Source organism: Streptomyces albireticuli (assembly GCF_002192455.1).
In the GTDB taxonomy this organism is placed as follows: domain Bacteria; phylum Actinomycetota; class Actinomycetes; order Streptomycetales; family Streptomycetaceae; genus Streptomyces; species Streptomyces albireticuli_B.
This window is the reverse complement of the sequence record NZ_CP021744.1, coordinates 3,702,744-3,729,030: the sequence shown is the minus strand read 5'-3', so window position 1 is coordinate 3,729,030 and position 26,287 is coordinate 3,702,744. Positions and strand designations below refer to the sequence as shown.

General features: G+C 73.9%; 20 protein-coding genes. 10 read left to right on the top strand and 10 right to left on the bottom strand.

The window, feature by feature from the left end; genetic code table 11:
- Window positions 1–64 precede the first annotated feature (64 nt).
- The 9 genes from SMD11_RS15950 to SMD11_RS15910 form a co-directional block, all read right to left on the bottom strand.
- Window positions 65–1,303 carry an NAD(P)/FAD-dependent oxidoreductase gene (locus SMD11_RS15950; RefSeq protein ID WP_087927090.1) on the bottom strand — a complete coding sequence of 413 codons (1,239 nt, stop codon included), beginning with the start codon at window positions 1,301–1,303 and terminating at the stop codon, window positions 65–67.
- The gene (locus SMD11_RS15945; protein ID WP_234366057.1) at window positions 1,300–2,940 is read right to left on the bottom strand and encodes an FAD-dependent oxidoreductase; all 1,641 of its coding nucleotides are present in this window, start codon (window positions 2,938–2,940) and stop codon (window positions 1,300–1,302) included. The genes SMD11_RS15950 and SMD11_RS15945 overlap by 4 nt, the downstream gene beginning before the upstream one ends.
- 47 nt (window positions 2,941–2,987) lie before the next feature.
- A complete protein-coding gene (locus tag SMD11_RS15940) occupies window positions 2,988–4,988 on the bottom strand; it encodes a molybdopterin oxidoreductase family protein (protein WP_234366406.1) in 2,001 nt (666 codons plus the stop codon).
- Between the two features lie 466 nt (window positions 4,989–5,454).
- Window positions 5,455–6,798 carry an MFS transporter gene (locus SMD11_RS15935; protein ID WP_087927088.1) on the bottom strand — a complete coding sequence of 448 codons (1,344 nt, stop codon included), beginning with the start codon at window positions 6,796–6,798 and terminating at the stop codon, window positions 5,455–5,457.
- Window positions 6,795–8,234, bottom strand: coding sequence for a class-II fumarase/aspartase family protein (locus SMD11_RS15930; RefSeq protein ID WP_087927087.1), 1,440 nt, complete (start codon window positions 8,232–8,234; stop codon window positions 6,795–6,797). The genes SMD11_RS15935 and SMD11_RS15930 overlap by 4 nt, the downstream gene beginning before the upstream one ends.
- On the bottom strand, window positions 8,231–10,219 hold the full coding sequence (locus tag SMD11_RS15925; protein ID WP_087927086.1) for an FAD/NAD(P)-binding protein: 1,989 nt from the start codon (window positions 10,217–10,219) through the stop codon (window positions 8,231–8,233). Before SMD11_RS15925 ends, SMD11_RS15930 begins: the two co-directional genes overlap by 4 nt.
- Window positions 10,216–11,787, bottom strand: coding sequence for a class I adenylate-forming enzyme family protein (locus SMD11_RS15920; RefSeq protein ID WP_087927085.1), 1,572 nt, complete (start codon window positions 11,785–11,787; stop codon window positions 10,216–10,218). Before SMD11_RS15920 ends, SMD11_RS15925 begins: the two co-directional genes overlap by 4 nt.
- A 65-nt stretch (window positions 11,788–11,852) precedes the next feature.
- Window positions 11,853–12,395: an SRPBCC family protein gene (locus SMD11_RS15915; RefSeq protein ID WP_087927084.1), complete on the bottom strand. Its 543-nt coding sequence runs from the start codon at window positions 12,393–12,395 to the stop codon at window positions 11,853–11,855.
- Between the two features lie 200 nt (window positions 12,396–12,595).
- Window positions 12,596–13,603, bottom strand: a complete 1,008-nt coding sequence (locus tag SMD11_RS15910) for an NADPH:quinone reductase (protein WP_087930540.1) — start codon at window positions 13,601–13,603, stop codon at window positions 12,596–12,598.
- Between the two features lie 212 nt (window positions 13,604–13,815).
- On the opposite strand from SMD11_RS15910, the gene SMD11_RS15905 reads away from it, so the two are divergent.
- Window positions 13,816–14,478 (top strand): DsbA family protein, encoded by a 663-nt coding sequence (locus tag SMD11_RS15905; RefSeq protein ID WP_087927083.1) that lies wholly within the window; start codon window positions 13,816–13,818, stop codon window positions 14,476–14,478.
- Between the two features lie 22 nt (window positions 14,479–14,500).
- On the opposite strand, the gene SMD11_RS15900 is transcribed toward SMD11_RS15905, so the two are convergent.
- Entirely contained in the window at window positions 14,501–15,487 is a 987-nt protein-coding gene (locus tag SMD11_RS15900) for a LuxR C-terminal-related transcriptional regulator (RefSeq protein ID WP_234366056.1), read from the bottom strand.
- Between the two features lie 335 nt (window positions 15,488–15,822).
- Between SMD11_RS15900 and SMD11_RS15895 the strand changes: the two genes are divergently transcribed.
- The 9 genes from SMD11_RS15895 to SMD11_RS15860 all read left to right on the top strand — a co-directional run bounded on the left by SMD11_RS15895 (window position 15,823) and on the right by SMD11_RS15860 (window position 26,261).
- Window positions 15,823–16,572 carry an SDR family oxidoreductase gene (locus SMD11_RS15895; protein ID WP_087927082.1) on the top strand — a complete coding sequence of 250 codons (750 nt, stop codon included), beginning with the start codon at window positions 15,823–15,825 and terminating at the stop codon, window positions 16,570–16,572.
- 53 nt (window positions 16,573–16,625) lie between these two features.
- Entirely contained in the window at window positions 16,626–17,681 is a 1,056-nt protein-coding gene (locus SMD11_RS15890) for an SGNH/GDSL hydrolase family protein (RefSeq protein WP_087930538.1), read from the top strand.
- A gap of 166 nt (window positions 17,682–17,847) precedes the next feature.
- Entirely contained in the window at window positions 17,848–20,094 is a 2,247-nt protein-coding gene (locus tag SMD11_RS15885; protein ID WP_087927081.1) for an iron-containing redox enzyme family protein, read from the top strand.
- Between the two features lie 84 nt (window positions 20,095–20,178).
- A complete protein-coding gene (locus SMD11_RS15880; RefSeq protein ID WP_087927080.1) occupies window positions 20,179–22,011 on the top strand; it encodes a carbamoyltransferase in 1,833 nt (610 codons plus the stop codon).
- A 210-nt stretch (window positions 22,012–22,221) separates the two neighbouring features.
- On the top strand, window positions 22,222–22,365 hold the full coding sequence (locus SMD11_RS35900) for a hypothetical protein (RefSeq protein ID WP_170116791.1): 144 nt from the start codon (window positions 22,222–22,224) through the stop codon (window positions 22,363–22,365).
- Window positions 22,366–22,399: 34 nt separating this feature from the next.
- Window positions 22,400–23,356, top strand: coding sequence for a TauD/TfdA family dioxygenase (locus SMD11_RS15875; protein WP_087927079.1), 957 nt, complete (start codon window positions 22,400–22,402; stop codon window positions 23,354–23,356).
- A gap of 38 nt (window positions 23,357–23,394) precedes the next feature.
- The gene (locus SMD11_RS15870) at window positions 23,395–24,651 is read left to right on the top strand and encodes an ATP-grasp domain-containing protein (protein WP_087927078.1); all 1,257 of its coding nucleotides are present in this window, start codon (window positions 23,395–23,397) and stop codon (window positions 24,649–24,651) included.
- Window positions 24,652–24,753: 102 nt separating this feature from the next.
- The gene (locus SMD11_RS15865) at window positions 24,754–25,002 is read left to right on the top strand and encodes a hypothetical protein (protein ID WP_232390387.1); all 249 of its coding nucleotides are present in this window, start codon (window positions 24,754–24,756) and stop codon (window positions 25,000–25,002) included.
- Window positions 24,999–26,261, top strand: a complete 1,263-nt coding sequence (locus tag SMD11_RS15860) for an ATP-grasp domain-containing protein (RefSeq protein WP_087927077.1) — start codon at window positions 24,999–25,001, stop codon at window positions 26,259–26,261. The genes SMD11_RS15865 and SMD11_RS15860 overlap by 4 nt, the downstream gene beginning before the upstream one ends.
- Window positions 26,262–26,287 lie beyond the last annotated feature (26 nt).

Here is a 26,287-nt window from a genome sequence, read left to right as displayed (position 1 = left end):
GGCGACCACGATGCCGCCCGCCCTTCTGACATGAACGCGAGGCCCCGCGGCAGCGGCGTACCCCTCAGGGCTTCCACGTCAGCATCTGGTCCACCGGCGCCGGCAACTCCCGGTTCAGCAGCGACCGCAGCAGCGGGTACGGCTTCGCGTCCCCCGCCAGGACCCCGCCCAGCAGCGTCCGGCCGTCCTCGGCCAGGACCAGCTTCGCGTACGTGCCCGCCGCCGGGTCCGCCTCGACGTACTCGATCGCGCCCGGCGTCGTGGCGTGGGCGTCACCGATGCTCGCCACGTCGACGCCGAGCAGCTTGAGCTTGGTGGACATGTCGGCGCCGTCGAAGACGGAGCCGGCCGCGTCGTCGGTGGTGCCGCCGGTGGCGAGGAGCTGTTCCACGACGACCTTGGCCATCTGGTAGCCGGGGGTCGCGAGGCCGTAGCAGCGGCCTTCGACGGCGGCGCACTCGCCGACCGCCCAGATGCGGTCGTCCTCGGTGCGCAGGCGGTTGTCGACGAGGAAGCCGCCGCGCTCGGCGCGGCGGAGACCGGCCTGGTCGGCGAGCTCGTCGCGGGGGCGGATGCCGGCGGAGAAGACCACCAGGTCCGTCTCGACGAGGGTGCCGTCGGCCAGCCGGACGCCGGCCACGGAGCCGTCCGGGCCCGCCTCGACGGCCTCCGTGACGGCCGAGCAGCGCACCTCCACGCCCATGTCCCGGATCATGCGGGCCAGGATGTCGCCGCCGCCCTGGTCCAGCTGAACGGCCATCAGGCGGGGGGCCGTCTCCACGACATGGACCTTCATCCCCAGCTTGCGCAGCGCGCCCGCCGCCTCCAGGCCGAGCAGGCCGCCGCCGATGACGACGCCGGGCCTGCCCTCGGAGCCCTCGGCGGCCGCGCGTATCGCGTCCAGGTCGTCGAGGGTGCGGTAGACGAAGCAGCCGGGCAGGTCGTGGCCCGGGACGGGCGGGACGAACGGCCGGGAGCCGGTGGCCAGGACCAGCGCGTCGTAGGGGACGACCGTGCCGTCGGCGGTCTTCACCGTGCGGGAGCCGCGGTCGATCGCGGTGACGGGCGTGGACAGGCGCAGGTCGAGACGCGGGTCGTCGAGGAAGCCGGGGCGGGCCAGGGTGAGGGCGCTCGCGGCCCGGCCGCCCAGGTAGGTGGAGAGGGCCACGCGGTTGTACGCGGGCCGGCTCTCCTCCGCGAGGACGGTCACGCGCCATTCGCCGGCGGTGTCGCCGGCGAGGACGTCGGTGGCCACGCGGTGGCCGATCATGCCGTGGCCGGCGATGACGAGGGTGCGGGTCATGGAGTGCGTACCTCGGTGCAGAGCGCTCTTACGGTCGGGGTGCAGGATCCGCAACCGGTCGTGGCGCGGGTGGCGTTGGCGAGGGCGGTCAGGTCGCGGGCGCCGGCGCGGAACGCGGCGGTCAGGGCGGCCTTCGTGACGTTGTTGCACCGGCAGACTACGGCTTCGTCCGGGAGTTCGACAGGGCCCGCCTGGGCGGGCGCGGTGCCGAGCAGCAGCGCGAGCCGGTCCGCGGGGACGGGCAGGCCGTGGTCGTGCAGCCGGATGACGGCCGCGATGGCCCGGGGCAGTCCGGCCAGCGTGGCGGAGGTCAACCTTCCGTGACGCAGCGAGAGTTCCGCGAACCGGCCCCGCGCCGGGTCCGAGAACACCACCCGCCGGTCGTCCTCGTGGGCCCGGCCCAGGGTGACGAGGTCCAGGCCCGGCACCCGCGGCCGGAGCACGACCCGCGTGCCCCGGTAGCGGCCGCGCCCGGTGGCGAGGAGCCCGGCCAGCGCCTCGGCCTGGTCCCAGGCGTTGGCGTGGGTGCCCGGCGCGGCCTCCGGGTGTGCGGCGCAGTCGCCGATCGCGTGGACGCGCGGGTCGCTGGTGCGCAGCGCGTCGTCGACCACCACGCCCGTGCGCACGGCGAGCCCCGCCGCGCGGGCCAGCGCGGTGTCCGGCGTCACCCCGGCGCACTGCACCACGGTGTCCGCGTCCAGCAGCCGCCCGTCCCGCAGCCGCAGCTTGCCGTGCTCGCGCCCGGTGACCTCGGCGTCCGGCTCCAGCTCGACGCCGAGCCCGGTGAGCCGGTCCGCCAGCAGCCGCCCGGCCGCCGGCGGCAGCCGGTCCGCCATCGGGTACGGGCCGGGGTGCGCCATCGTGACCCGGCGCCCCGCGCGCCGCAGGGCCGCCGCCGTCTCCACGCCGAGCACCCCGCCGCCGACGACGGTCACGTGCCCGGGCCCGATCCGCGCGCAGTCGTCGAGCGTGCGCAGCACCCCCGCGCCCGCCAGCGGCTCCCGCGGCCGCGCCCCCGTCGCCAGGACGAGCGTCGCGTACGGGTACTCCGAGCCGTCGTCCGTCCGCACCACGCGCCGCCACCGGTCGACGGCGACGGCCGTCGTGCCCGTACGGACCACCGTGCCCTCGGGGAGCGGGGGCAGGACCAGGTCGGCGGGGGAGAGGGTGCCGTCGAGGACGGACGTGAGGAGCGGCCGGTGGTAGGCGGGCCCGGACCCGGCGCCCAGCAGGGTCACGGGGCCGGGGTGACCGAGTTCGTGGAGGCGGTGGACGAGGCGGTGGGCGGCGGGGCCGTCGCCGATGACGAGGAGGCCGTCCCCGGCGCGGCCCGGTTCCCGGGCCTCCGTGCCCCGTGCGGCGCCCGGTGTCGTGGTGTCCACGGTCTCCCGGGCCCCGCTCGGTGCCACGGCCGCCCGGGAGTCGCCCGGGCGCGCGGCGTCCGCGTTGTCCTGGGCGGCGTCCGGCCCTGCGGCTTTGACGGCCCTCCCGGCTTCGCCCGTTGCCGCGGCTTCGCGGGCGCGGTCCGGCCCTTGGGGCTTCATGGTCTCCCGGGCCTCGCGGGGCCCCGGGTGCCTCGTCCGGTCCCGCACGGCCCGGCCGTCCTGGCCGCCCTCGTCCCGTATGCCGTCCCGCACGGCGGCACCTCCCGTCGTACCCGTCCTCGTGCCGGCGTCCGCGCCCGTCACGGCGTGCCGCACGGCTCTACGCGCACCGCGCACACCTTGAACTCGGGCATTCCGCTGCGCGGGTCCAGCGCGTCGCTCGTCAGCAGGTTGGCCCGGCCCTCCGCCGGGAAGTGGAACGGCAGGAACACCGTGTCCGTGCGCAGCGTCCCCACCAGCCGCACGCGCGCGAGCGTGCTGCCCCGTACCGAGCTGATCCGGGCCAGCGCGCCCTCGTCCAGCCCGGCCCGGCGCGCGGTGTCCGGATGGATCTCCACGTACGCCTCCGGGGCCGCCGCGGCCAGCTCGGGGACGCGCCGGGTCTGCGCCCCCGACTGGTAGTGGGCGGGCGACCGGCCGGTCGTGGCGTACAGCGGGAAGCGCCCGCCGGGGCTCTCGGCCGCGTCGCGGTGGTCGACGGCGGCGAAGCGGGCCCGTCCGTCGGGGTGCGCGAAGCGGTCGAGGAACAGCCGGGGCGTGCCCGGGTGTTCCTCGTCGGGGCAGGGCCAGTGCAGCGCCTCCCCGGCGTCCAGCCGGTCGTAGCTGATGCCCGCGTAGTCGGCGCGGCCGCCGCGCGAGGCGCGCCGCAGTTCCTCGAAGGCCGTCCGGGGCGCGGTGGGGAAACGGTCCGCCGGCTGTCCCAGCCGTACCGCGAGCCCCTGGAGCACCTCCAGGTCGGTGCGGACCCCGGCCGGAGGGGGCAGCGCCCGGCGCCGCCGCAGCACCCGCCCCTCCAGGTTCGTCATCGTGCCGTCCTCCTCGGCCCATTGGGTGACGGGCAGGACGACGTCGGCCATGCGGGCCGTCTCGGAGGGCACGAAGTCGGCGACCACCAGGAGGTCCAGGGAGGCGAGCCGCTCGCTCACACGGCCCGCGCGCGGGGCCGAGACGGCCGGGTTGGAGCCGAAGACCAGCAGCGCCTTCGGCCCGTCCGCCGTGCCGAGCGCGTCCAGCAGCTCGTACGCGCCGCGCCCCGGGCCGGGCAGGGAGTCCACCGGTACGCCCCAGACGCCCGCGACGTGCTCGCGGGCCGCAGGGTCGGTGATCATGCGGTATCCGGGCAGCTGGTCGGCCTTCTGGCCGTGCTCGCGGCCGCCCTGGCCGTTGCCCTGCCCGGTCAGGCAGCCGTATCCGGAGCCCGGCCGGCCGGGCAGGCCCAGCGCCAGCGCGAGGTTGACGAACGCGGCGGCCGTGTCGGTGCCCTTGCTGTGCTGCTCGGCGCCGCGCCCGGTCAGGACGTACGCCCGCCGGGCGCCGGCCAGCAGGGCCACGGCCTCCCGCAGTTCGGCGACCGGCACCCCGGTGATCCGCTCGACGCGCTCGGGCCACCAGGCCATCGCGCGCTGCCGGGCCGCCGCGAAGCCGGCCGTGCGCCCGGCCACGTACTCCGTGTCCACCAGGCCCTCCGCGACGGCCAGGTGCAGCAGGCCCAGGGCCAGCGCGAGGTCCGTGCCGGGCGCGGGCTGGAGGTGCAGGGCGGCACGCTCGGCGGTCGCGGAGCGGCGCGGGTCGACGACGACGAGGGCGGCCCGGCCGAGGTGCCGCATCAGGGGCGGCATGGTGTCGGCGGGGTTGGCGCCCGCCAGGAGGATCACCTCGGCGTCCCCGAGGTCGGTGACGGGGAACGGCAGGCCCCGGTCGACGCCGAACGCGGCGTTCCCGGCCGTGGCGGCGGAGGACATGCAGAAGCGCCCGTTGTAGTCGATCTGGCTGGTGCCGAGCGCGACGCGGGCGAACTTCCCCAGCAGGTACGCCTTCTCGTTCGTCAGCCCGCCGCCGCCGAAGACGCCCACGGCGTCGGCCCCGTGGGCGGCCCGCAGCGCGCCGAGCCGCTCCGCGACCAGGTCGAGCGCGGCGTCCCAGCCGGTGGGCACGAGGGCCCCGGAGGCGTCCCGGACCAGCGGTGTCGTCAGCCGGTCGGGCGTGGTGAGCAGCGCGGGCGCGGTCCAGCCCTTCTGGCACAACCCGCCCTGGTTGACGGGGAAGCCGGGCGAGGGCCGGACGGCCGCGCCGGCGCCCAGCGGCGCGAGGCGGGTGCCGCACTGGAGGGCGCAGTAGGGGCAGTGGGTGGGGACTTCGGACCCGGCGGGCGGCGCGGGCGCGGGCGGGGTCGCGGCGCCGCCGCCGGATCCGGCACCGGGTCGAGGCGTGCACCCGGCTGCGGGGCCGCCCCCGGAGCCGCCCGCGGCCTCGGTCCGGGCCCCGGCCCCGGCCCCGGCCCCGGGCTCCGGGCGCGGCCCGGATGCCGTCCGTGCCCCGGCTCCGGCCAAGGGCCCGGTCCCGGGCGTGAGCCCGTCCGTGGAGATCCCGGGGCCACCTGAGGCCCCGGCTTCGGGCCCGCCCCCGGCCTCGGGCCCGCCCCCGGCCTCGGCCCCGGCCCCGGGCTCCGGGCGCGGCCCGGATGCCGTCCTGGCCCCGGCGTCGGCCGTGAGCCCGGCCCCGGGCCCCGCCTCGCCCGAGGTCCACCCCCCGGGCCCCGCAGGGGCCCTACGCACGGGACGTCTCCAGCGCCAAGGACGCCTCCGCCCGTTCCCGGCGGAGGTACACCGCCCATGTGACGACCGCACACCCCGCGTAGAACACGAGGAAGGTCCAGAACGCCGGGACGCCCGAACCCCCGCCGGACGCGCCGCCGTAGGACGCGCGGAAGGCGAGGTTGATCGCGACGCCGCCGAGCGCGCCCACCGCCCCCGCGATGCCGATCACCGCGCCCGAGAGCCGCCGCGCCCCCGCGAGGCCCGTGCCGGAGCGCAGCGCCTGCTGGGCGAAGACGGCGGGGATCATCTTGTACGTGGAGCCGTTGCCGATCCCGCTGAGCACGAACAGACCGGTGAAGCCGGCCACGAACAGCCCGAACGAGCCTACGTCGGAGGCGAGCAGCAGCACGGCCGTGCCCGCGCCCATCCCGGCGAAGCTCCACAGCGTCACCCGCGCCCCGCCCCAGCGGTCGGCCAGCCGGCCGCCCGAGGGCCGGGCCACCGAGCCGAGCAGCGGCCCGAGGAAGGTGTACGAGGCGGCCTCCAGCGGGGTGGACCCGAACTGGTTCTGGAGCACCAGGCCGAAGGCGAACCCGTAGCCGATGAACGACCCGAACGTGCCGATGTAGAGCAGCGAGATCCACCACGTGTGGGCGTGGCGCAGGGCCTCCCGCTGGGCGCCCGGTTCGGTGCGCACCGCCTCCAGGTTGTCCATCCGGAGGGCGGCCAGCAGCGAGACCAGCGCGATCAGCGGCAGGTAGAGCGAGGCGACGTACGCCGGGTGCGTGTCGCCGGCGGTGGCGATGACGAGCAGGCCGAGGAGCTGGACGGCCGCGACGCCGAGGTTGCCGCCGCCCGCGTTGAGGCCGAGCGCCCAGCCCTGGTGGCGCTGGGGGTAGAAGCCCGTGATGTTGGTCATCGAGGAGGCGAAGTTCCCGCCGCCCACGCCCGCCGTCGCCGCGACGAGGAGGAAGACCCACAGGGGCGTGCCCGGTCTGTGGACGAAGTACGCGGCCAGGGAGGCCGGGACGAGGAGCACCGCCGAGGCGAACACCGTCCAGTCGCGCCCGCCGAAGCGGGTGACCGCGTAGCTGTAGGGCAGCCGCAGCAGCGCGCCGACCAGGGTCGGGGTGACCACCAGCAGGAACTTCTCGCCGGGGCCGAAACCGAGGCCGATGGCCGGTGACATGAAGAGCACCAGGACCGACCACATGCTCCACACGGAGAACCCGATGTGCTCGGACACGACCGACAGGACGAGGTTGCGGCGGGCGACGCGCTTGCCCTCGCGCTCCCAGAAGTCCGTGTCCTCGGGGTCCCAGTGGGTGATCCACTTCGAGCTGCGTGTGGTCATGGCCGCAGGGCCCGGTCGGTCAGGGCGCCCGCCGCGCCGGTGTAGTCGGCGGGGTCGCACAGGGCGGCCAGCTCGGCCTCCGTACAGCGTCCCTTGAGCTCCGGGGCCTCGGCGAGGACCGTGCTGAGCGGCCTGCCGGACCGGTCGGCCTCCGTGGAGGCGGCCGTCAGGAGCGCCTTCGCGGAGGCCTTGCCGAGGTGCGGGGCGAGCACGGCCGCCAGCCGCTCGGAGACCACGGGGGCGCCGGTGAGCCCGAGGTTCTCGCGCATCCGGCCGGCGTGCACGGTGAGGCCCTCGGTCAGCTCGACGGCCGTGTGGGCGGCGCCCCCGGTCAGCCGCAGGGCCTCGCGGAGGAACTGCCACTCGGCCTGCCAGACGCCCGCCGCGCGCTCGTCCTCGCTGAGGAGGCTCTGGGTGAGCCCGGCGGCCAGGTGCGGGACCTGGAGGGCCGCGCTGCGGACGAGCGTGGCGAGGACGGGGTTCTGCTTCTGCGGCATGGCGGACGAGGCGCCCCGGCCGGCGGTGGCGGGCTCGGCGAGTTCGGCGATCTCGGTGCGGGTGAGCGTCAGCACATCCGTGGCGATCTTGCCGAGGGCGCCGGTCGTGAAGGACAGGACGGCCGCCAGGTCGGCGAGCGGGGTGCGCAGGGTGTGCCAGGGGAGCGCGGGGCGGGCGAGGCCGGTCTCGTCGGCGTACGCGGCGGTGAGCCGGCCGGGGTAGCCGGGGTCGTCGGTGCCTTCGAGACGGGCGTATTCGAGGTACCCGGCGAGCGTTCCGGCGGCGCCGCCCAGGGAGACCGGCAGATGGCGCCGGACGTGCTCGACGCGGCGGCCCGCGTCGAGCACCAGCTGCCGCCAGCCCGCGGCCTTGAGCCCGAAGGTGGTGGGCACCGCGTGCAGGCCGAGGGTCCGCCCGGCCATCAGCGTGTCGCGGTGCCGGTCGGCGAGGTGCGCGAGGGCCTTGGCGATACGGGTGAGGTCGGCGCGCAGCAGGCCCAGGGCGCGGTGCGCGACGAGCATGGTGGCGGTGTCGAGGATGTCCTGGCTGGTGGAGCCGCGGTGGACGTACTCGGCCGCCTGCGGGTCGTGCGCCGCGACGTGCAGGGTGAGCGCCTTGACGAGGCCGACGACGGGGTTGGCCGTCTCACGGGCCGCGAGGGCGAGGGCGCGCGGGTCGAGGTGGCCGGCGCGGGCGGCCCGGGTGATGGAGTCCGCCGCCGTGCCGGGCACGGTGCCCAGCCGGGCCTGTGCCCTGGCCAGGGCGGCCTCGGCGTCGAGCATGGCCTGGAGCCACGCCCGGTCGCCGGTCTCCGCCTCGGCGGGCGTGCCCGCCCGCACCGGGGAGAGGAGCCCGCTGTCGGTGAGCGGGTCCACGGCTTCCGGGGTCTCGGGGGTCTCCGGGGCCTCCCCGCCCGTGCCGGGTACCGGGCCGGTCATACGATCACGCCCGTCAGTTCCGCGTCGGCGACCTCGCGGCGCAGGGCGAGGGGTACGTGGGCGACGGGCGGGAGGGTGAGGACGGCGCGGGCGATGGCGTCGGAGTCGCCGAGGGTGACGGAGTCGACCCCGGGACGGATACCGGCCGCGGTCACCCAGTGCACCGCTTCGGTCGGGACGCCGTAGGCGAAGCGCCGCGGATGGGCATGGCCCCTCCCGTCGATCACGTGGTACGGCCGCTCCGTGACAGCGAGACCGCCTGTCTCATAACTCGTACCCGACGCCGCGTCGATACGGAAAGTCGTGATCTGGTCAGTGTTCAACAAATGCCGCAGCAAGGGATCAGCCGTCCGCCGCAGGTCCGGCTCCGGCAGCCGCGCCTCCACCAGCGTCCGCGCCCGCACCGCGGGCCCCGGCACCACCGTGGAGGACGCCACGAACGCCGCGTCCGCGGTGTCGATCCGCACCACCGTCCCCGGCCCCGTCACCTGAAGCACCCCGGCCTCGATCAGCGCGATCATCTCCTCGATCCGCGACGCCGGCGGCCCGATCGACAAGAACGCGTTCAGCGGCGTGTACCAGCCCTCCAGATCATCACGGTGCGAGGTGCCCTCCAGGCCGCCGTGGTCCACGGCCAGCCGGATCTCGTTGCGCAGATCCCGCATCACGTCCAGCGCCGCCTTCAGCGGCCCGCTCACATTCCCCTCACGCGCCGCCCGCACATCCGCCGCCAGATACTCCAGCAGCCACGCCTGGAACTCCCCACGACCGGAGAACTCCCGCTCCCCGTAAGGCCGCGACAACCGCTCCCAGCTCCAGCGCACCTCCCCACCGATCCCGAACGCCTCCAGCAGCTCCCCCCGCTCGTCCTCCTTCTCCAGCGCCAGGAAACGGTCGGCGAAGGGCTCCGCCTCCTCGGTGCGGTCCAGGGAGCGCAGGAGGGTGGCGTAGTAGACGCTCTCCACCTCGCGGGCGATCAGCGGCCACAGGTCGGCGCCGAAGCGCACCGGCTCACCGCTTTCGGCGCGGTCGCGCAGGCCCGCGATGTACTCGGCCGTGAGCAGCTTGGGGAAGTAACGGCCGTAAGCGCCCTTCTCGTTCTCACCCCGCGCGTGGTATGGGATGCCGCGCCGGGAGAACGCGTAGAGCTTCGGCTCACGGCCGGAGGCGCGGTAGACCAGTTTCCCGTCCTCGCGGGCGAACGTCCCGCCACGCCCGGCCGTGAACAGCGCCATGTGGTCGAAGAAGTTGAGGCCCAGGCCGCGCAGCAGGACGGGTTCGCCGCCCCGCACGCCGCTCAGGTCCAGGTCGGCGGGGTTGGCGGGCGTGACGTAGTTCAGGTGGTGGATGCGGGCCAGGCTCGACGTCCGGGCCTCGCGCGGCGAGAGGTGGGCCGGCACGTGGCCGAGGGCCATCACGATCGCGTCCAGCTGGTTCAGCCGGGTGCCGTCCTCCAGCCGGATGCCCTGGGGGCCGCCGGGCACCCCCTCGGTGTCGGCCATGGCGACCGCGCGCGAGCGGTGCACGCGCACCGTGACGTGCCCGGGGGCGCGGGCCACGACCTGGAGGAAGCTGTCGTGGAGGTAGCGGCCGTAGAACGCCCGGGTCGGGTAGGTGTCCGGGCCCAGCCGGCGGGCCTCGGCGAGGGTCTCCTCGTCGTGGTCCGGGGCCCGGCCCGCGTCGGCGAGGGCGGCCAGGCCGCGCGCCCACTCGTACAGGCTCGGGCCCGGCTCGACGGGCCCCTCGATCCGGGCGCTGTCGTCCGTGTAGACCGTGATCTGCGACGACACCGTGTTCATCAGCAGCTCGCGCGACTGGTCGCTGCGCCAGACGGTGCCCGCGCCGGGTGCCGACGGGTCGACGACGTGCACGGTGACGGCCGTGTGCGTGGGCGTGGCGCGCTCGTTGGCGCACAGCCGCTCCAGGACCGACAGGCCGCGCGGGCCGACGCCGACGACGCAGATCTCCATGTGGTTGCCACTCATGCCGGGGAGCCGTCCCTCGTCTTCAGCAGGCGGGCGAGTTCAAGGCGCTTGATCTTGGTGGTGGCGGTGTGCGGCAGGTCTTCCAGCCGCCACTGCACGGGGTCGGCCATCGGGGCGAGGCCCTCGACGGCCCGCTGCCAGGCCGGCGGGTCCAGCGGCTTGTCGTCCTTGGTGCACACCACCGGCACGGCCCGGCCGTCCTCGCCCGGCACGATGATGGCCTCGACGAGCTCCGGCAGGCGGGCGAAGAGGGTGTCCTCGACGGCCAGGGTGCTCTCGATGCCGGGGATCACGTCGACCTCGCGGTCGAGCAGGTGCAGACAGCCCTGCTTGGTGCGGTAGCCGACGTCGCCCATGGCCCACCACTCGCCGTCGGCCTGCTTCTCCCACCGGGCGTGCTCGCCCAGATAGGTGATGATCCGGCCGTCGCTGCGGACCTCGATGTTGCCGGGCGAGGTGCGGGAGGGCGGGTTGCCGTCGCGGCTGAGGACGCGGACGCCCGTCATGCCGGGGAAGGGCATGCCCACGCAGCGGCCGTCGGCCTCGGCGCCGCGGTCCCGGGTGTACGTGCGGGCGGCGATCGGGCCGACCTCGCTCTGCCCGTAGGCCTGGGCGAACAGCGGGTGGCCGCGGCGCGAGGCGCTCAGCAGCCGGTGCACGGTCCGGGGGTGGATCGCGTCGAAGGTGCTGCTGAAGTACTTGACGTTGGCCAGCGGCGCGCGCGGGTCGTCGACGAGCTCCTCCCAGCGCATGAACGAGTTGGGGTGCGCCTCGATGAACCCGGGCGGCGCCTGGGTGAAGATCTCGCCCACGGAGACCGGGTCGTCGTCGGCCAGCACGATCAGCGGGTGGCCCTGGAGGACGGCGATCGGCATGGCCGTGAACATCCGCGAGTGCACGAACGACACGTGCACGGCGATCGGTTCGCGCTTGCTGACCAGCGAGACCACGGAGGCCTGCGGGCGGTAGCGCGCCTGGAAGGTGGCGCCGGTGTGCACGGCCAGCTTCGGGGTGCCGGTCGTCCCGGACGTGTGCGTGATCAGCGTCGGGTGCTCCGGCGGCATGGGCACCGGGGCGACCCGGGGGGCGCCCGCCAGCGTGTCCAGCCCGGTCGCGCCCTCGTGGGTCCCGGTCGTGAGCAGCACCTGCTCCGACAGCCCGAAGACCGCCTCGGGCAGGTCCTTCTCCAGCTTCGCCTGGTCGGTGACCAGGTGCGGGCGGTTCACCCGGCGCAGCAGCTCCGCGACGGTGCCGCCGTCGAGCTTCGACGACAGCAGCACGGGAACGGCGCCGATCCGCGCGACCGCGCAGGCCAGCAGGGTGATGTCGAAGCCGTCCGTCTTGTGTACGACGACGTGCTCGCCGGTGCGGACCCGGGCGGCCCAGAGCCGTGCGGCGTAGTCGTCGATCAGGTCCGCGACCTCCGTCAGCGTGGCGCGGCGGCCGAGCCGCGGGGCGATGTCGAGGGTGTGGTCCAGGAGGATCAGGTTCGCCGGGTGCTTCGCGGCGGCCCGGTCGAAGAGCGTGCCCAGCCGAATTCCCTTATTACCGATGCGTTGCAGAAACATGTCCCCGCTATCTCGCTCGTAGCTGCCATGAAAAACCGGCCGCGCGCCCGGTAGGCGCGCTCGGGTCAGTTCTTCTCGATGACGTCCTTGACGCGCCGGAGCGTGACCTCCATGTCCTGCTCCAGCTTGGCGCCCCACTCCTCGACGAAGCGCCTGCGGCCGGCCTCGTCCAGATCGGCGACGATGTGGTGAATTCCCTCGGTGGCCCGGCCCATCCGGAAGTGGTGGACGAGTACGGCGCCGTCCTCGGCGGGCTCGATGTCGAAGCCCCAGACGCTGTCCTGGTCCTCCTGGGCGTGGGTGAGCATCACCCAGCGGAAGGTGCTGCCGGGGTCCGCCGCCACCACCTTCGCCTCGGTGTACCAGGTGCCGCGGATGAGCGGGGCCCAGGCCACGACCTCGGTGCTGCGCAGGTTCTCGCCCCGGAAGACCGCGCCCACGGTGGACGGCGTGCCGGAGGTCCATTCGCCGCCCATGCATTCCGGGCTCCATTCGGCGCTGCGCCCGAGGTCGCTGACCACCGAATAGATTTCGAACGGATCGGCCGCCACCCGGATCTCCGTCCGGCACTCGAAAAGCGGGCTGGAATCGATGATGGATTCGCTCATGGGGAAGACGATGCCGAGGCCCCGGCGGCCCGGTCAAGGAAAAAGGTGAGTGTTGTCAAGTCGGCGCACCGGGTTTATCCGGAGGGTGCTCAGCAAAGAGTGCCGGCAGCGCTCCGGCGTGCTGTCGGCAGTCTTTTGCATTCGGTTTTCCGGTGGGCCTGCAAGAAGTCCCGGCGATTTCGCCGGAGCGGCCGGGGAATTCAGTCGCGCGGCTCCGCGGGGCGGCCGGCCGGCGCCGTGCGCAGGACGACGCGGCGGCCGTTCGCCTCGCCCGCCTCGACCCGGCGGTGCGCCTCGGCGGCGTCGGCGAGCGGCAGGACGTCCACGGCCCGGGGCCGCAGCAGGCCCTCGGCGAGCAGCCGGCCGACGGCCTCCGCCGCCTCGGCGAGCTCCCCGGTGGTCGCCTGCGAGATGGCGAAGCCGACGACCGAGCAGTCCTTGAGGTAGAGCGGGCCGACGGGCAGGACGGGCCGGGTGCGCAGCCCGGCGAGCAGGACGATCCTGCCCCGCTTGGCGAGCAGGTCCACGGCGGCGGGCAGGTCGTTGCGGGCCGAGGTGTCGACGTAAAGGTCGGCGCCGCGCGGGCAGGCCGCCCGCAGCAGCGCGGCCTCGGCCGGGTCGCGGTAGTCGATGATCTCCGTCGCGCCCAGGGAGCGGCAGTACTCCGCGTCCTTCGCGCTCGCCGTGGCGACGACGCGGGCGCCCGCCCGGGCGGCCATGACGATCAGCGCGGTGCCGACGTTCCCGGCGCCGCCCGCGACGACCACGGTCTCGCCGGCCCGCAGCCGGCCGTGCGTGAACAGCGCGAGGTAGGCGGTCGAGGCCGGGTGGGCCACGGCGACCGCGTCGGCCGGCGCCACCCCGCCGGGCAGGTGGTAGAGCCGGTCGGCCGGGACCACGACCCGCTCGGCGGCCGCGCCCTGCCGGCCGCCGTGGCCCATGCTGGTGGACCACACGACGTCGCCGGGGCGGAAGTCCGGCGCCCCCGGACCGGCCTCGGCGACCGTGCCGACCAGGTCGCGGCCGACGGTGAACGGGAACGTGACCGGGGTCCGCCAGGCACCCGAACGCACAAAGGTGTCCACGTGGTTGACGGTGGCGACGGTGACGTCGACGGTCACATCGGTGGGCCCGGCCTCGGGGGCGGGCAGCTCGCCGTACTGGATGACGTCCGGCGGCCCGAGCTCTTCTATGTAAGCGGCGCGCATGATCACGGGGGCGATCCTGGCAGCGTTTAGCAGGTGCGTCGCCGGCCGTCCCGGATTTCGCGCGCCGTCTGTCAAGTCCGTTGCGCGCGCGGGGTGTCGGGGGCGCCACGGGCCGATCCCGCGGTCCCGTAACGCCGTTGCGGGAATTGGCCCAAGGAATTCCCGGCCGACTGGCCCCCCGGCCGGGTCCACCCGCGGCTTAGGGTCGCCGCGTGACCAACGACCAGCAGACCCTCGCCGAGAACGCCCCCGCCGGGCGCACCGCCACGGAGAAGTCCACCGTCGACTTCTACTACGACGCCGCCTGCCCGTTCGCCTGGATCGCCTCCCGCTGGATCCTGGAGGTCGAGAAGCTGCGCGACATCGACGTCAGATTCCATCCGATGAGCCTCTACCTGCACAACGCCGGCAACGAGCTCCCCGCGTGGTACCGGGAGCTGGTCGACAACTCCCTCGGCCCGGCGCGCGTCGCGGTGGCCGTGGCCGAGCGGCACGGCGAGGAGCGGCTGCGCGACCTCTACACCGCCTTCGGCACCCGGATCCACCGGGAGAAGAACGAGGACTTCGACGCGGTCGTCGCGGAGGGGCTCGCCGAGCTCGGCCTGCCCGCGGAGCTCGCCGCCGCCGCGCACGACACCGCGTGGGACGAGCCGCTGCGGCTCCGCCACGACGAGGGCAAGGACCCCGCCGCCGGCGCGTACGTCGGCACGCCCACCCTGCACCTCGACGGCGTCGCCTTCTTCGGCCCCGTCCTCAGCTCGATACCCCGGGGCGAGGAGGCCGCCCGGGTCTTCGACGGCGTCCGGCTGCTGGCCGGATACCCCGACTTCTTCGAGCTGAAGCGCACCCGCACCGGCACGCTCGACGCCGGCTGAGCCCCGGGGCGGCCCGGCCGGGTCACTCCGCCGCGGGCCGGTCGGGCCCCTTCCGCGGCGCCTGTACGGCCGGGCCCAGCGCCTCCATCGCCTCCGGGTCGTCCAGCAGCCCGGTGCGGGCGATGAGGTAGCCGAGCTGCGCCCGGCTGCGGCTGCCCAGCAGGTCGGCGGCCTTCTTCACATGCGTGGACACCGTGCGCGCGCTGATGCCCAGCCGGGCCGCGATGGCCTCGTCGGTGTGCCCGCGCACCATCAGCTCCAGGACCGCGCGGCGGGTCTCGTGGGTGAGCGCCTCCGCGCCCCCGCCGGCGGCGAGGCCCTTGCCGCGCACCGGCTTGGCCGCCTCCCACAGGTACTCGAAGTACTTGAGCAGGTACTGGATGACTCCCGGGTCCTGGATGACGAGCGCGGCGGTGCGGCGCTGCTGCACACCGGGGATGAAGGCGATCGACCGGTCGCAGACGATCAGCCGGTCGATGATCTCGTCGACGGTGCGGACCTGGGCGCCGGCGGCGGTTATTCGCTCGATATAGGCCAGCGTGGGCCCGTGGGACCGTACGGTGTGCTGGTACAGGGTGCGCTGGCGGACGCCGCGGGCGCTCAGCGCGAGGTCGCGGTCGATGGCCTCGGCGAGCAGCTCGGGGTCCCGCCCGCCGCCCGGCTGGGCGGTCAGCAGTTCACGCCGGCAGGAGCCGACCGCCTTCTCCAGGGCAGCGCTGATCGCGCTCTCGCCCAGGAGGAGCCGGACGGGGGCGGACTGCTGCTGCACCTCCTGGTAGACGGTCTCCAGCCGGGACACGGAGACCCGCATGGAGGCCAGCATGTGCTGCTGGTTGAGGATGGCGCGCTCGATGGGGCGGGCCATGTCGAAGAGTGCGACGTCGGGCGGGACGGGTACATAGGTCGACGGGGCGTCCGGCAGCGACCGCAGCAGGCCGAGTTGGAGTAAGCAGCGGGGCACCGGGGCCGAAACGGTCCCCTCGGTGAGGGCCAGCCGGTAGGCCTCCATGCCCGGACCGCACACCTCTACATGGTCGGTTCGTCCCTCGTCTTCGGGTTTTGGGCACATTTGCTCCCCCTTCGTGTTCCCGCACTACGCGATCATGATGCCATTCCGCCCTGCTGAATCATGAACTTTTCTGGCTATCGTCGCGTTCGGCGCTGGGAAGTTAAATGCGCCGGAATGCGAAGAGGGCGGGGGCCATGAAACGCAACGCATTTTCTGGATTCTTCGATGTTCTTTCCGAGGTCGCGTCGACCACGTTCCGCGACGATTACCCGGATTCCGCCTGGGGCTAGCCATGCCCCGTTCATAATCCCGCAATAATTCAGGAGGTGGTCCGCATGGCCCGAACGGCCGTGGTGACCGGTGCGAGTAGCGGTATCGGCGCGGCCACCGCCCGGCGACTGGCCGCGAGCGGCTACGAGGTCGTCGTCCTGGCCCGCCGCGAGGAGCGGCTGACCGAGCTCGCCGAGGAGATCGGCGGCCGGGCGCTCACGGTGGACATCACCGACGCGGCGGCCGTCAAGGCCGCCCTGGCGACCCTCGACAGCTGCGACGTGCTGGTCAACAACGCGGGTGGCGCCCTCGGCGCCGACCACGTCGCGGGCGCGGACCCCGACCACTGGCAGTGGATGTTCGACGTGAACGTCCTCGGCACCCTGAAGGTGACCCAGACGCTGCTGCCGCTGCTGCGGGCGGGTGGCGGGGGCACGATCGTCACCATCACCTCGACCGCCGCGTTCGTCAACTACGAGGGCGGCGCCGGCTACAGCGCCGCCAAGCACGCCGAGCACGCGCTCACCGAGACCCTCCGGCTGGAGCTGTCCGGGGAGCCCGTACGCGTCATCGAGATCGCGCCCGGCATGGTCAAGACCGACGAGTTCGCCGTCAACCGCTTCGAGGGCGACGCCACGAAGGCGGCCTCCGTCTACGCCGACGTCGACCGCCCGCTGACCGCCGAGGACGTCGCCGAGTGCGTCGCGCTCGCGGTCGGGCTGCCGCAGCACGTCAACGTCGACCAGCTGGTGGTGCGCCCGCTGGCCCAGGCAGCGCAGCACAAGATCCACCGAGGCCGTCTGTTCCAGGGCTGACCCGGCCCGTCCCCGCAGGGACGCGGCCGCCCCCACACAGGGAGAGATTGTTCGTGAAGCTGTACCGAGAGACCCTCACCCCGCAACTCCTTCAGTACGACGACTTCGACGACCGCGGTGAGGTGCGTTACCTGCCCTACCTGATGTACTTCCACCGGGCCTCCTACCGGTCGCCCGTCATCAACACGGACCGGCTCGGCTTCCGGCTCTCCCGCGGCCCCGGCGGGCAGACCGCGTCCGCGGCGGGCGAGCTGCCCAAGGGCCCGGTGAAGCTGCTGATGGGCAGCTCCACGGCGCTCGGCATCGGCGCCACCAACGACGGCGCCACCATCTCCTCCCGGCTGTGGAGCACGTACGCTCCCTCCGCGCCCTGGCTCAACTTCGGCGGCCGCAGCCACAACTCGGCCCAGGAGCTGATGCTCTTCCTCTTCCACCAGCACCTGCTGCCCGAGGTCGAGGAGATCGTCATCCTCTCCGGGCTCAACAACCTGGCCCTCTCGCTGCTCCCCGAGTGGCAGCGCGGCGAGGACGGCGCCTTCTTCTTCAGCGGTGAGTACTTCGAGGCGATGGACGAGCTGCGGGCCAAGGCCCGTAAGCCCGCCAAGGCGCCCGCCCGCGGCCTGACCGGTCTGCTGGCCGACCGCAAGCCCGCCGCCCCCGCGCCCCGCCGGCCCGCCGAGCGCAAGCGCACCCTGCCCGAGCTGATCGACACCGCCGCCGGCCTGACGGGCCGCCACCTGGAGTCGCTGCGCAAGCTCGTCGGCCCCGATGTGAAGATCACCTACGCGCTCCAGCCGATGGCGCCGTGGCTGCGCGAGGAGCACGCCCCCCAGGAGAAGCTGCTCTTCGAGGAGCTCAACTCCCTCTCCTCCAACGGCTCGTTCGAGGAGAACTACGGCATCATCGCCTCGATCGAGGCCGGCCGTACCTACGCCGAGGCCCTCCGGGTCGTCACGGAGAAGGCCGGCGCGCGCTTCTTCGACCTCAACCCCGCGGTCGCCGACGCGATCAAGCCGGCCGACTGGCTCTTCGTCGACCGTGCCCACTACACCGACGAGGGTCACGAGATCGTCACCCGCGTCATGGCCGAGACCCTCGGTCTGTCCTGACCGTCACCGATCTCCCCACGAGAGGGCGTGCCCGCCGTGTCCATCCTGCGAAAGATCCTGGACAAGCTGCTCGGCCGCAAGCCGAAGAAGAAGAACGACGCGTCCATCTATCCGATGTTCTAGCGCCCCCGCAGCGCCAGGCGAACCAAGCCAAGGAGGGAAGAGGTTGCTGACCCACAAGGCGGCGTCCCCTGCCCCGAGCCCGCCCCGGCGGCAGGACGCCGGGTCCGCGTCCCGGACCCTGTACGTACGGGCCGCGGACCCCGAGTGCTCGCTGCCCGGCGGGCGGTTCCCGGAGGAGATCCGTGCCGAACTGCGCCGGATCCCCGCCGGGGCCGACGGCCCGGCCACCACCCCCGGGCCCACCGGCCCGGACACCACCGCCGAGCGGGCCGGGCAGCCGGACCTGACCGGACTCACCGAGCGGGCCGCGGCCTGGGCGGACGCGGAGCGGACCCGCTTCCGCGCGCTGCTCGACGGCGTGACCGCCGACGGCACCCGCGACACCCTGGTGCGCCGGGCGACGCTCGGCTGCGCCCCGCTCGCCCTGCTCTCCGGGGCGTGGCTCCAGTGGCTGAGCGCGCCGGGCAACGCCGACGACTCCGCCGCCCTGCGGATCCTCACCGTCTACGCCTCGGACGTCGGCGCGGGCCACCCGCGCGCCTCCCGGGGCAGTGCCTTCCTGGCGCTGCTGCGGCAGCTGCTGCTGTCGGAGAACGCCGTGCCCGCGTCCCGGCTCGCGCTGGACCAGCGCATCGGCGACGACGCGTTCCACCTGCCCGCCCTGCTGCTGGCCATGAGCCGGCGGCCGGACGACTTCCGCGCCGAGATCCTCGGTGCCGACCTGTGCCTGCGGCACGCCGGGCTGCCGCCCGCGCTCGCCCTGGTCCGGGAGGCCCTGCCGGGCGGCGCGGACTGGTCGCTGCTCGACCCGGGCGGCGCCCGGGAGGAGGGCGGCCCGGCCGACCTGGAGCGGGCCCGCGCCGCCGTCGACGCCCTGCCGGCCGCCGAGGCCGACCGGGTCGTCACGGGCTTCACCTGGGCCCTGGCCGCCCTGCGCACCTGGAGCGCCGGCCTGTACGCCCAGCTGGACGCCGCTCGCGACCCGGCCTACGACATGGCCGAGCTGATGCGGCTGCGCGCCCGCGAGGGCTCCGTCTACCACCACGACTTCCAGGTCGAGGGCCGGTCGCTGTCCGACTGGCTCAAGCAGGCCCGCACCGACCCGGGTCCGCTGCTCGACGTGCTGTCGCGCAGCCGCCTGGTCAAGCCCGGCCGGTCCAAGGCCAGTCCGCTGGTCAACGGCCTGGTCTCGGAGCGCGGTCCGATGTTCCGGGTGTTCTCGCCCGAGGACCTCACCGTGATCCGCCGGTGGATCGACTCGCTTCCCGCCAAGGGGGAGGAGCGGGAGACCGCCGGGCCCGCCGCGGCGGAGGCCGCGGCCACCGCAGCCGCGCCGGACTTCCCGTCGCTGGCCGTCCGGCCGGCCGAGGGCCGCGCCCCGGCCGACCTGCGCGAGGCGTACTGGATGCTCCAGCGCCGTACGGACACCCCGGCGCTGCGCCGCTGGGCCGTCGGCTACGTCCAGGACTGGCTCGCCCGGTCCCGGCACGGCCTCGACAAGGCCGAGCTCCAGCTGCCCGTCCGCTGGCACCGGGCCGGGCTGCGGCCCTGGCTGGCGGAGCAGCACGACCGGCACGGCCAGGAGTTCGAGGACGGCGCCGAGATCCCGGTGGCGAGCCGGGCCGAGCTGGTCGACTCGACGGTCCAGCTGGCACCGCTGACGCTGATCGACGGCAGCTGGCTCCAGGGGTTCACGGACTACGAGAACGCCTCCTCGGAGATCGGGTTCTCGCTCTTCGAGACCTACTGGGACGAGCTGGGCAACGGCGAGGAGAAGCTCAACCACCCGCTCATCTACCGCGAGGTCCTCGCGGAGATGGACGTGGTCCTGCCGCCCACCGGCTCCCGGGAGTTCTCCCGCTGGTCCGGCTTCCGCGACGAGTCCTTCGAGCTGCCGGTGTACTGGCTGTGCGTCGGGCGCTTCCCGCGCACCTTCCTGCCGGAGGTGCTGGGCCTGAACGTCGCCATGGAGCTGTCCGGCGTCGGCGGCTCGTACCGCCGGGCCCGGATCGCGCTGAAGGAGCACGGCTTCAGCACCCGGTTCGTCGACATCCACAACACCATCGACAACGTCTCCACCGGGCACTCCGCGTGGGCGGCCGACGCCGTCGACACCTTCATGGCCACGGTGCCCGCGACCCGGACCACCGGTGGCCGGGCAGTCGTGGGCGGCCCCGAGGACGTCTGGGAGCGGGTCCGCGTGGGCTACCGCTCCCTCAACCCGCCGCGGACCTTCCTGGCCCGCCAGGTCGCGCCGCGGATGGCCCGCACCCTGGGCGGTCTGCGATGAACCACGGCCCCGAATCCCCCCTATCCGCGAGCACACCCCCGAAGACGCCGTCCGGCCGTCCTTCGCGCGTTAAGGAGCACAGGCATGTCTGACCTGGTTCTGGGCGTCTCCGCCTACTACCACGACAGCGCGGCCGCCCTGGTCGCGGACGGCGTCCCCGTCGCGGCGGCCCAGGAGGAGCGCTTCACCCGGCGCCGCCACGACTCGGCCTTCCCGGCCCGGGCGGTCGAGTACTGCCTGGACGAGGTGGGCGCCACCCTGCGCGACGTCTCGGCCGTCGCCTACTACGAGGACCCGGAGCTGAAGTTCCGCCGCGTCCTCGCCACCTTCGCGGGCTCCGCCCCGTACGCCTTCCCGGCCTTCCAGGCCACGCTCCCGGCGTGGCTGAAGTGGAAGCGCCGGACGGCCGACACGGTCCGCCGCGAGCTGCTGGAGCTCGGCCTCGGCCGGGTCCCGCGGATCGACGTCCGCAAGCACCACGAGTCGCACGCGGCCTCGGCGTTCTTCCCGAGCCCCTACGAGTCCGCTGCCGTGCTGTGCATCGACGGCGTCGGCGAGTGGGCCACCACCACCATGTGGCACGGCCGGGGCGACCGGCTGCGGCCCATCGCCGAGATCCGCTTCCCGCACTCGCTGGGCCTGCTGTACTCGGCGTTCACCTACTTCTGCGGCTTCAAGGTGGACTCCGGCGAGTACAAGCTGATGGGCCTCGCGCCCTACGGCAAGCCCCGCTACGCCGGGCTGATCCGCGAGAAGCTGATCGACGTCAAGCCCGACGGGTCCTTCCGGCTCGACATGCGCTACTTCGAGTACCTGCGCGGCGAGGTGATGACGGGCCGCGGCTTCGAGCGGCTCTTCGGCGGTCCCCGCCGCAGCCCCGAGGGCCCGCTCACGGAGCGCGAGTTCGACCTCGCCGCCTCGGTGCAGCAGGTCACCGAGGAGGTCGTCGTCAAGCTCGCCCGCTCGGCCCGTGAGCGCACCGGCGAGAAGAACCTCGTGCTGGCCGGCGGCGTCGCGCTGAACTGCGTCGCCAACGGCAAGATCATCAACGCCGGGATCTTCGACGAGGTCTGGATCCAGCCCGCCGCCGGTGACGCGGGCGGCGCGCTCGGCGCGGCGCTGGCCGTGGCCGCCGACCGCGGTGCCCGCCGCACCCACGTGGGCACCGGCAAGGACGCCATGTCCGGCTCGCTGCTCGGCCCCGGCTACTCGGACGACGAGATCGCGGCGTACCTCGACGGCAAGAACGTCCCGTACACCCGCCTGGAGCCCGACGCGCTGGCCCGCGAGGTCGCCAAGGGCCTCGCCGACGGCAAGATCGTCGGCTGGTTCCAGGGCCGGATGGAGTTCGGTCCGCGCGCGCTCGGCGCCCGATCGATCATCGGCGACCCGCGCGACCCGGTGATGCAGTCCGCGATGAACCTCAAGATCAAGTTCCGGGAGTCGTTCCGGCCGTTCGCGCCCTCGGTGCTCGACACGGACGCCAAGGACTACTTCGACCTCCCGCAGGAGAGCCCGTACATGCTCGTGGTGACCCAGGTCGCCGAGGCGCAGCGGGTCGAGGCCGCCGAGTCGGACGCCAAGGGCCTGGACCTGCTGAAGGTGCAGCGCTCCACCATCCCCGCGGTCACCCACGTCGACTCCTCCGCGCGCGTGCAGACCGTCTCCGAGCACAACAACGCGCCGTACCACCGGCTGCTCACCGCGTTCAAGGAGGAGACCGGCTGCCCGGTGCTCGTCAACACCTCCTTCAACGTCCGCGGCGAGCCGATCGTGAACACGCCGGAGGACGCCTACACCTGCTTCATGCGCACCGACATCGACCTGTTGGCGGTGGGCAACTTCCTGCTGGAGAAGTCCGCGCAGCCGGAGTGGCACGAGGACAACGACTGGCGTGAGGCGATTCCGCTCGACTGAGCCGGCTCGGCGAGGTCCGGTGCGGTTCGGCAGCGCCCCGAAGGGGCGCGGGGAACTGCGCGACCAGCCACGACGCACCCGCGGACGACTCGCCGGAGTCCCGGCCGAGCGCTCAGGCCCTCCCGACCGGTTCCCGGCCGCCCGGTGCGGCCGGGCCCGGCGGACCCGCCCCACGCAACGACGAAGAAGCCCCCGAGAAAGAGCAGGACGATGCCCAAACCTCTGCTTTTCGCTGCCTATTACCTGGTGGTCACGCCGATCGGCCTCGTGAGCCGGCGCCTGCGTGACCCGCTGGCCCGGCGCTGGGACCCGCGCGCGCGGACCTACTGGATTCCCGTAGCGGGCCATGACTGAGCACCCGCACGCGAGTGACCGATCGGAGCCCTCGATGACAGACGGCATACGACTGTCCGAATTCCGTCTCGACGACGGTACAAGGGACCTCCTGGGCAAGGAGATCGCCGAGCGCGTGGCCGCCACCGAACTGGACTCGGACGCCGATGAGGCGATCCTGGCCACCATCGGCGCGCACGCGCTGGGCAACCTCCTGCCCGGCCAGGTCCTGCACGAACTGGAGATCTTCTCGGTCGCCGGCGCCCACGCGCTGATCCTGGGCAACCTCCCGCGGCAGGACTTCCCGGACACCCCGGTGCACGGCTACGGCGACGAGACCGGCCTGGCCGTGATCAACGCCCTCCACTTCGGGCTGCTCCAGCTGCTGGGCGCCACGCCCTTCGCGGTCAGCTACGAGAACGACGGCCGGCTGATCCGCAACGTGGTGCCCAACCCGGCCGCCAGCGGCATCACCAGCTCCTGGGGCGCGGACTCGGAGTTCTTCTGGCACTCCGACCAGCCGCACCTGCCGTTCGGCGAGCCGGGCACCGACCCCCGGCTGTACGTCCCGCACTACCTCTCCTTCTACGCCGTGCGCAACGACGAGCGCGTGCCCACGGAGCTCACGGCGGTCGACGGGGTCGCCGAAGGGCTCGACGAGCACACCCGGACGCTGCTCCAGCGGCCGGAGTTCGCCGTGGGCGTGCCCGCCTCCAACGACGCGGACGGGTCCGTCCGGGAGCTGGCACCCGCCCGGCTGCTGGAGACCGCGCCCGACGGCCGGCTGCGCGCCCGCTACGACCGGGGCACCACCCGCGGGGTGACGGAGGAGGGCGCCGCCGCGCTCGCCGCCTTCTCGGAGGCCCTGACGGGCGCCGAGTCCCGGGAGCTCGTCCTCAGCGCCGGCGACTTCATGATCTTCGACAACTACCGGGTGCTGCACCGCCGCAAGGCGTTCAGCCCGCTGCCCGACGCCGGGGCGCGCTGGCTGCGCCGCGTCTACGCCAGCTGATCACCACCCCCTCCCACAAGACACCCCAAGGAGTTCGCATGCCCCGCAAGTTCCGCGTAGCGGTGATCGGCGGCCGTCCCGCGCCCATCAACGGCGCGAAGGAGCTGGACATCGACATCGTGCTCGTCCACGAGAAGGGCGCGTACGACGAGGCCGTCGCCGAGCACTGCGAGCGCATCATCCACGCGCCGCTCACCGACGGCCAGGCCATCCTGGACGTGCTGCGCCCGCTGCACGAGGAGCGCCCCTTCGACCGCGTCGTCACCACCACCGAGCCGGCCGCCGAGTCGACCGGCTTCGTGGTGGACGCGCTCGGCCTGCCCGGCGTCTCCGAGGCGACGGCCCGCGCCTTGAAGGACAAGGCCCTCACCCGTGAGCTGCTGGCCAAGCACGACCTGAGCCCGGTCCGCTACCGCGTGGTGAAGAGCGTCGAGGAGGCCACCGCGTTCCTCGCCGAGGTGGGCGGCCCGATCGTCCTCAAGCCCGTCGACGGCGTCGCGAGCCTGCACATCCACGAGATCTCCGAGCCCGCGCAGGTGGCGGCCGCCTGGGAGACCCTCCAGGCCGCGGGCATCACCGCGCCGATCGCCGAGGAGTTCCTCACCGGCCCGGTCGTCAGCGTCGACTCGTTCTCCTTCGAGGGCCGTCACCTGCCGATCGGCTACTCCGAGTACCGCATGAACGACCGCTTCGTGGAGTGGGAGGTCAGCACCCCGAGCCGGGTCGCCCGCCCGCACCTGGACGAGCTGCGCGCCCTCACCGTGAAGCTCCTCGACGCGGTCGGCCTCACCGAGGGCCCCTCGCACAGCGAGTTCGTGCTGACCCCGGACGGCCCCCGGGTGCTGGAGTCGCACGCCCGCCTCGCGGGCAGCGGCGCCCCGGAGCTCGTCCGCCGGGCCTTCGGCCTCAGCCTCAACCGGATGTTCCTGACGGTGCTGCTGGGCATCGACGAGCTCCCGGAGACCTCGCCGGAGCCCATCGCCGGCGCCGCCGTGCGCTTCTTCACCCCGGACGCGGGCACGGTGCGCTCCGTCGACGTGGAGGAGGGCATCCCGTCCACCGTGCGCCACCTGCCCAAGGGCGAGGTGCCGCTGGTCTTCCTGCCGTACCTGGACCAGCTCCAGGACGAGGAGGTGGCGGCCGTCATCCAGAAGGGCCCCGGCGACGAGGTGCCCCCGCTGCTGACCGTCGCCGACTGCGTCTCCGGCTACGTCATCGCCACCGGCGTGGACGCGGACGACGCCGTGGCCAAGTGCGACGACATCAACGACCGGATCCGCTTCAGCATCGGCTGACCGGTCCACCAACGGCCGGTCCGGCCGCCGGGCTCTTCGCGGGCCGCGCCCGACACGCGGCGCGGCCCGCGAGGAGCCCGCTTCGACCGACGGGAGAACCCTGTGCAAAGCAACGCAGCACAGCTGCTGGAATCGGCCCACAAGGCGGTCGCCAAGGAATTCGGCCCGGACGACGACCTCGCCCGGGTGGCGCTGCACCTCATCGAATGCGCGACGGACGTGGTGGGCGGGCTGCCGGACGCCGACCTCGACGCCGCCCAGGAGGCCCTGGGCGCGGCCCGTGCCGCCGTCCTCACCGCGACGTACGCCGTGCGCCGGATCCACGACCACGCCAGAAGGGAACAGCCTTGAGCGACCACATCCTGGTCATCCACCGGTGGCGCGACCGGTACGCGCTGTACGAGAACTACATCGACCACAGCGCGCACCGTGTCTCGTACGTGACCACGGTGCTGGGCCGGCAGTCCATCCCCGAGAGCGCGGCGGGCATCGTCACGGTCCGCGCGACGGACGACTTCCACCAGGTCAAGCAGGCCGCCGACACGCTGTCCGTGCGCTTCGGCACGCCCGCCCGGGTGGTCGCGCTCAACGAGGGCGACCTGGACACGGCGGCGCTGCTGCGGGCCCAGCTCGGCTGCCCCGGGCAGAGCCCCATGGAGCTCGCCCGGTTCCGCGACAAGCTGACCATGACGGAGCTGGTGGCGGGCGCAGGGATCCGGACGCCCGCGTTCGCGGACGCCCCCGACGCCGAGTCGGTGCGCGAGTTCGCCGACGCCCATGGCTGGCCCGTGATCGTCAAGCCCCGCCGGGGCACCGCCAGCCGGGGCGTGATGCGCCTGGACTCGGCCGACGACCTCGGCGAGCTGGAGGCGCTGGAGCCCGAGGCCCGGCTGGTGCAGACGCTCTGCCCGGACACGATCTTCCACATCGACGGGCTGTGGACCGGCACCGCGCTGGGGCCCTGGACGGCCTCCCGCTACGTGAACACCTGCGTCGACTTCACCGAGGGCCAGAGCCTGGGCTCGGTCGAGGAGGACGATCCGGAACTGCTCGGTCCGCTCGGCGAGTTCACCGCCGCCGTGGCGGGCGCCCTCGGCGGCCGCCGCCCCTGGGTGTTCCACCTGGAGGTGTTCGTCGGCACCGACGGGTCCGGCGCGCCCCGGCTGACCTTCCTGGAGGCCGGCTGCCGGGTCGGCGGCGCGGAGATCCCCTTCATCTGGCGCGAGGTGCACGGCGTCGACCTGATGGCCGCCGCGGCCGCCATCCAGGTCGGCAAGGAACCGGCGCTGGAACCGGTTCCGCACGGCAGCACCGGCGGCTGGCTGCTGGTGCCCACCCCGGTGCCCGCGCCCTGCGAGGTGGTCGCCGCCTCGCCGACGCCGAGCTCGGGCCCGGCCCCGTACGCCGCCGTGGTGCCGCAGATCGGCTACGTCATGCCGAAGGTCGGGGGCTACGAGCACGTGGGCGCCCGGTTCCGGTTCCGCGGCGGCACCACCCACGAGGTGGAGAAGTCGATTCTGGCCACTGCCGACCAATTCACCCTGGACTGCGTTGCGGTTGAATATCCAGGATCCCCCGTCGCCCGGGGCGGCTGCGGCCTGGACCGCTAGCAAACGCTCCGCCAGCAAAGGAGTTG

Excerpts from the sequence above, each read along its gene's own strand:
- SMD11_RS15950 (WP_087927090.1), bottom strand. The coding sequence starts at position 1,303 with ATGACCCGCACCCTCGTCATCGCCGGCCACGGCATGATCGGCCACCGC.
- SMD11_RS15935 (WP_087927088.1), bottom strand. The coding sequence starts at position 6,798 with ATGACCACACGCAGCTCGAAGTGGATCACCCACTGGGACCCCGAGGAC.
- SMD11_RS15930 (WP_087927087.1), bottom strand. The coding sequence starts at position 8,234 with ATGACCGGCCCGGTACCCGGCACGGGCGGGGAGGCCCCGGAGACCCCC.
- SMD11_RS15925 (WP_087927086.1), bottom strand. The coding sequence starts at position 10,219 with ATGAGTGGCAACCACATGGAGATCTGCGTCGTCGGCGTCGGCCCGCGC.
- SMD11_RS15920 (WP_087927085.1), bottom strand. The coding sequence starts at position 11,787 with ATGTTTCTGCAACGCATCGGTAATAAGGGAATTCGGCTGGGCACGCTC.
- SMD11_RS15915 (WP_087927084.1), bottom strand. The coding sequence starts at position 12,395 with ATGAGCGAATCCATCATCGATTCCAGCCCGCTTTTCGAGTGCCGGACG.
- SMD11_RS15910 (WP_087930540.1), bottom strand. The coding sequence starts at position 13,603 with ATGCGCGCCGCTTACATAGAAGAGCTCGGGCCGCCGGACGTCATCCAG.
- SMD11_RS15900 (WP_234366056.1), bottom strand. The coding sequence starts at position 15,487 with ATGGAGGCCTACCGGCTGGCCCTCACCGAGGGGACCGTTTCGGCCCCG.
- SMD11_RS15895 (WP_087927082.1), top strand. The coding sequence starts at position 15,823 with ATGGCCCGAACGGCCGTGGTGACCGGTGCGAGTAGCGGTATCGGCGCG.
- SMD11_RS15880 (WP_087927080.1), top strand. The coding sequence starts at position 20,179 with ATGTCTGACCTGGTTCTGGGCGTCTCCGCCTACTACCACGACAGCGCG.
- SMD11_RS35900 (WP_170116791.1), top strand. The coding sequence starts at position 22,222 with ATGCCCAAACCTCTGCTTTTCGCTGCCTATTACCTGGTGGTCACGCCG.
- SMD11_RS15875 (WP_087927079.1), top strand. The coding sequence starts at position 22,400 with ATGACAGACGGCATACGACTGTCCGAATTCCGTCTCGACGACGGTACA.
- SMD11_RS15870 (WP_087927078.1), top strand. The coding sequence starts at position 23,395 with ATGCCCCGCAAGTTCCGCGTAGCGGTGATCGGCGGCCGTCCCGCGCCC.